This is a genomic window from uncultured Caballeronia sp. (assembly GCF_964243625.1).
Lineage (GTDB): Bacteria > Pseudomonadota > Gammaproteobacteria > Burkholderiales > Burkholderiaceae > Caballeronia.
In genome coordinates this window covers 1-4,466 of the sequence record NZ_CAXTGZ010000504.1, presented here as the reverse complement: position 1 = coordinate 4,466, position 4,466 = coordinate 1, and the positions used below count along the sequence as shown (strand labels likewise).

General features: G+C 59.3%; 6 protein-coding genes. All 6 read left to right on the top strand.

Annotated features, from left to right (window positions below; genetic code table 11):
- A partial coding sequence (locus ACFFAR_RS25740) for a c-type cytochrome (protein WP_375508702.1) occupies window positions 1–679 on the top strand: 679 nt, incomplete at its 5' end.
- Between the two features lie 7 nt (window positions 680–686).
- Window positions 687–845, top strand: coding sequence for a hypothetical protein (locus tag ACFFAR_RS25735; RefSeq protein WP_174363239.1), 159 nt, complete (start codon window positions 687–689; stop codon window positions 843–845).
- Window positions 842–1,411, top strand: coding sequence for a cytochrome C oxidase subunit II (locus ACFFAR_RS25730; protein ID WP_174363240.1), 570 nt, complete (start codon window positions 842–844; stop codon window positions 1,409–1,411). Before ACFFAR_RS25735 ends, ACFFAR_RS25730 begins: the two co-directional genes overlap by 4 nt.
- Window positions 1,401–3,029: a b(o/a)3-type cytochrome-c oxidase subunit 1 gene (locus tag ACFFAR_RS25725; protein WP_062170705.1), complete on the top strand. Its 1,629-nt coding sequence runs from the start codon at window positions 1,401–1,403 to the stop codon at window positions 3,027–3,029. Before ACFFAR_RS25730 ends, ACFFAR_RS25725 begins: the two co-directional genes overlap by 11 nt.
- The gene (locus tag ACFFAR_RS25720; protein ID WP_174363241.1) at window positions 3,026–3,832 is read left to right on the top strand and encodes a c-type cytochrome; all 807 of its coding nucleotides are present in this window, start codon (window positions 3,026–3,028) and stop codon (window positions 3,830–3,832) included. Before ACFFAR_RS25725 ends, ACFFAR_RS25720 begins: the two co-directional genes overlap by 4 nt.
- 226 nt (window positions 3,833–4,058) lie before the next feature.
- Window positions 4,059–4,337 (top strand): LysR family transcriptional regulator, encoded by a 279-nt coding sequence (locus ACFFAR_RS25715; protein ID WP_375508701.1) that lies wholly within the window; start codon window positions 4,059–4,061, stop codon window positions 4,335–4,337.
- Window positions 4,338–4,466 lie beyond the last annotated feature (129 nt).

The following is a 4,466-nucleotide window of genomic DNA, read 5'->3' as shown; positions in this document are numbered from 1 at the left end:
GATGTGTCATACGGCGATCAACGCGCTGGGCGGCAACTCGCCATCGAAGCGATTCGAAGGCGGCCTGATACCGCTGCAGAACTGGTATGCGCCTTCGTTGACATCGAATAAGGAAGCGGGGCTTGGCGACTGGAGCATCGAAGACATTTCCGATTTGCTGCAAGCGGGGGTATCGAATCGTGGCGCCGTGTACGGCCCCATGGCGGAAGTCGTGTACGACAGCTTCCAGTATCTGTCCGACGAAGACATCCGTTCCGTCGCCGTCTATCTGAAGACGCTGCCCTCACGCGCCGGTGAAAAGATTACGCCGCCCACACCGGCGCTTGCCGAGGAAAAGAACACCATGTCGCCGCTCGGCAAGAAGATCTACGACGCGCAATGTGCTGTTTGTCATGCGACGCAGGGCGAGGGCAAGCTGCCGCATTTCCCGCCGCTCGCAGCGAATCAGTCCATCCAGATGACGTCGTCCGTGAATCCGATTCGCATGGTGCTCAACGGCGGTTATGCGCCGGGCACGAAGAAAAATCCCATGCCTTACGGTATGCCGCCTTTTGCGCAATCGCTCTCGGATGTCGAAGTCGCGGCAGTGGTCACGTATGTCCGTACCGCCTGGGGCAACCACGGCACGCCGGTGAGTGCAAAAGATGTCAACGCGTTGCGCTCCGCGCCACTTTATTGAGGACGTCATGACTGATTCAGAAAACGAAGATGCTGCCGTCGATGAAATCGTCCGCGATGGCCCGCACGGCGCTATCGCGGTTGCCGGCGTGGCGACGGCCATTGTGATTGGCTTGTGGTTCGCGTTTTATTTCCTGGTCTTCATGCCGCGTGGCGTTATCCAATGAGCAATGAACACCAGTCGCATGCATCGGCGGACATGGCCGCGCGCATCGAGCGCAGATGGGCGCTGCTTGTCGCGATCATCCTGTGCGTGCTTGTCGGCATGACGATCTTCACGGGCCTTCACTGGGCAATGATGCCGCCCTCGCGCGTGGAGACGGTGCGTCCCGATACGCTCAACATAAGCGGTGAGTTCATCGAAAGCAATCTGGGCAGCGCGGTTGAAGCGGATGGATCGGTCACGGTCCGAGTGGTCGCGCAACAGTATTCGTTCACGCCGCAATGCCTGCTGATTCCAACCGATACCCCTATTACGTTCCGCGCCACGAGCGCTGACGTGGTGCATGGTTTCCTGATCACGAACACGAACATCAATTCAATGCTCGAGCCTGGCTATATCTCGACTTTCAAGACGACCTTCACGCAACCGGCCGAGCACCTGATGCCGTGCCACGAGTTCTGCGGCACAGGGCATCAGGGCATGTGGGCGCATGTGAAGGTCATCGACAAATCCACTTTCCTTCAGATGGCAAACGCTAACGGTTCGCGGAGATTAAGCTGTGTTAAATAGCAAGCGACTCGTTCTCGCGCATTTCTGGCTCGGCTTTATCAGCTTTGGCGGCGCGTTGTTGCTGGGCGCCTGGCAGATGTGGGTGCGCAGCCCGCTGCACCCGTGGCTGCACAATCCGGAGCTTTACTATCGCTCGGTGACCGCGCACGGCTCGGCGATGGGCTATGTATTTCCCACGCTGATTGCAATGGGGTTCGGCTATGCGGTGACCGAGCTTGCGCTGAAGAAGCCGTTGATCGGCGTGCGCTGGGCATGGGCCGGTTTCATTCTGGTAGCAGTAGGTACCGTCACTGCAATGGTCCCGGTCGCGATGGGACTTGCGTCTGTGCTGTATACGTTTTATCCGCCGATGATCGGCAACGCCTTCTTCTATATCGGCATTGTGCTGGTCGTGGTCGGCTCGTGGATCTGGGTTGGACTCATGTCGGTCAACCTGATCGCGTGGAAGCGTGCGAATCGCGGCGTGCCCGTCCCGCTCGCCATGTTCGCGAGCGTTGCAGGTGCATACCTCTGGGGATGGACTGCGGTGGGCGCCGCTATCGAGATCCTGTTCCAGATCCTGCCGGTGGCGCTCGGCTTCAAGACGACTATCGATGCAGGCCTCGCCCGCGTGTTCTTCTCGTGGACGCTGCATGCAATCGTCTACTTCTGGCTGATGCCTGCGTACATTGCTTATTACACCATCATGCCGCGCGCAATCGGCGGCCGTTTGTACAGCGATTCCATGGCGCGCATCTCGTTCATCCTGTTTCTCGTGGTCTCCATGCCGATCGGCATTCACCATCTTTTCGCCGACCCACAGGTAGGTTCCGGCTTCAAGTTCATGCATTCGGTGTTCACCGCACTGGTCGCCGTGCCGACCCTTCTAACAGTATTCACCATCTGCGCGTCCGTGGAAATCGCAGCACGTTTGCGCGGCGGACGGGGAACCTTCGGCTGGCTCAAGGCGCTGCCCTGGCAGAACCCGATGATGCTCGCACTCGCATTCTCATTCGTGATGCTTGGCTTCGGCGGGGCGGGCGGCATCATCAACATGAGCTATCAGCTCGACTCCACGATCCACAATACGCAGTGGGTCACCGGGCACTTCCACCTGATTTTCGCGGGCGCGATCGTCATCATGTACTTCGCGATTGCCTACGATCTCTGGCCGCATCTCACCGGCCGCGCAATGACGCAACTCAGGCTCATGCGCTGGCAATTGTGGTTGTGGTTTGTCGGCATGATCGTGCTGACGTTCCCGTGGCATTTCACCGGCATCCTCGGTATGCCGCGACGCATGGCCTTCTTCGATTACACCGATCCCGAGCTTGCCGCGCAGGCCATGTCGGTGATCATCTCGACCATTGGCGGGTTCATCCTGGTGGTGTCCGCAGTGATGTTTTTTATCGTGCTGATCCGCGCGCATCGTGGGCCGCATGTGGTGGTGGAAGAGTACCGCTTCAGCACGGCGGTGCATGAATCGAAGACCATTCCTGTTGCGTTGAACAGCTTCGGCTTGTGGCTTGCATTGATGATCGGCCTGACGCTTTTCAACTACGGTTATCCAGTTGCATCGCTGGTGTCGCGCTCGGACACATCCGTGCCGGCCATTCAAATTGGAGGGCCGCAGCGATGAACGAAGAACGCCTGTTCTCGTTACGCAACCGCTGGTTCACTGTCACGGTCGGCGGTACGCTGGCGCTGGCTTTGTTTTCGGCAGCGGTAGGCTTCATCTGGTTGCCGTCCGCACAAAAGGACCAGCCGTTCCAGGGCGTATGGAACGCGATCTGCAGCGCAGCCGGCGTGCCGCAACAGTGGTTGCGCATCACGACCGCGACGCCATTGCCTTTGACGCAAACAAGCCTTGTCGCGATGACGCCGCAATTGCTTGGTGTACCGAGCAGCGCTTCCATTGGCCGTGGTGCGACCCTGGCCATGCGATGCACGATGTGCCACGGGGCCATGGGCGTGAGCGATGCCAACTCGCCCAATCTTGCCGGTCAGTTTGCGTCCGTGATCTATAAGCAGTTGCTCGACTTTCAGTCGGGCGCGCGGCGTAATGCGGTCATGTCGCCAATGGCCGCCAACCTTACCGATCAGGAAATGCGTGACCTGGCTGCGTATTATGGGTATCTGCCCAAGCCAGCAGCTTCGCGCACCGATGCCATTGCGTCCATGTCCGCACCCGATATCGTGGCGCATGGTTCGCCCATGCGAAACATCGCTTCGTGTGCTTCGTGTCATGGCGGGATCGATCACAAGGCAGGGACGCCCTGGCTCGAGGGCATGCCATACGCGTATTCGAAAGGGCAATTGCAGGCGTTTGCGAACGGAACGCGTCATAACGATATCAACGAGCAAATGCGTAATGTCGCGCGGAACATGACACCGGATGAGATCGATGCTGCGGCCCAGTATTACGCCGGTGTCCGACCTTAAGCAATTCAAGGACGCACCGCACGCCGATGCGCCGCGTGTCTCGCCTGCAGCGCGCTCAATGCGGCAAGCGGCGATCCTGTTTCAAAGTGCCTGCGGTAAGACATCAATAAAAGCAAAGACAATCATGCCTTCGCGATCGAGCAGATAGGTCGCCGGGAGCGGAACGAGCCACGCGTCGTGCTTGCCGGCTTACGGCGGCACATAGCCTGATGCCTCGTAGCGCGGCGTGAGGGCCAACGGCATCACGAAGGACAGACTGGCCGCGATCGGGATTTTCATACGCGTGGTTGGTACCGGCTCATTCTCTCCGACCGCACGACACTACGATGTCGGCCAGCCCGCTGTATTGAAGGCAATCGCGCAGCTTGAGGATTGGCTCGGCGTGAATGCCTGCTCTGCGTTTCGATTAGCGTCATCGACGGGACAATGTGTTGTAGCGGCGCGGCTATGTGTCGCGCGCCCGCTCACCTACCATGCCGTACCGAAACGCAATCTTCATCTCTGACCCGCCATGCATATTTTTACTTCCCGATGGCTGCTCGTGGCGGCCGCCGCTGCAGCGCTTTTCACGACCGCCGCCGCCCAGGCCCAGGTCGACACCGCCAAAAGCACCGTGACGGCGACGTCCAGGCAG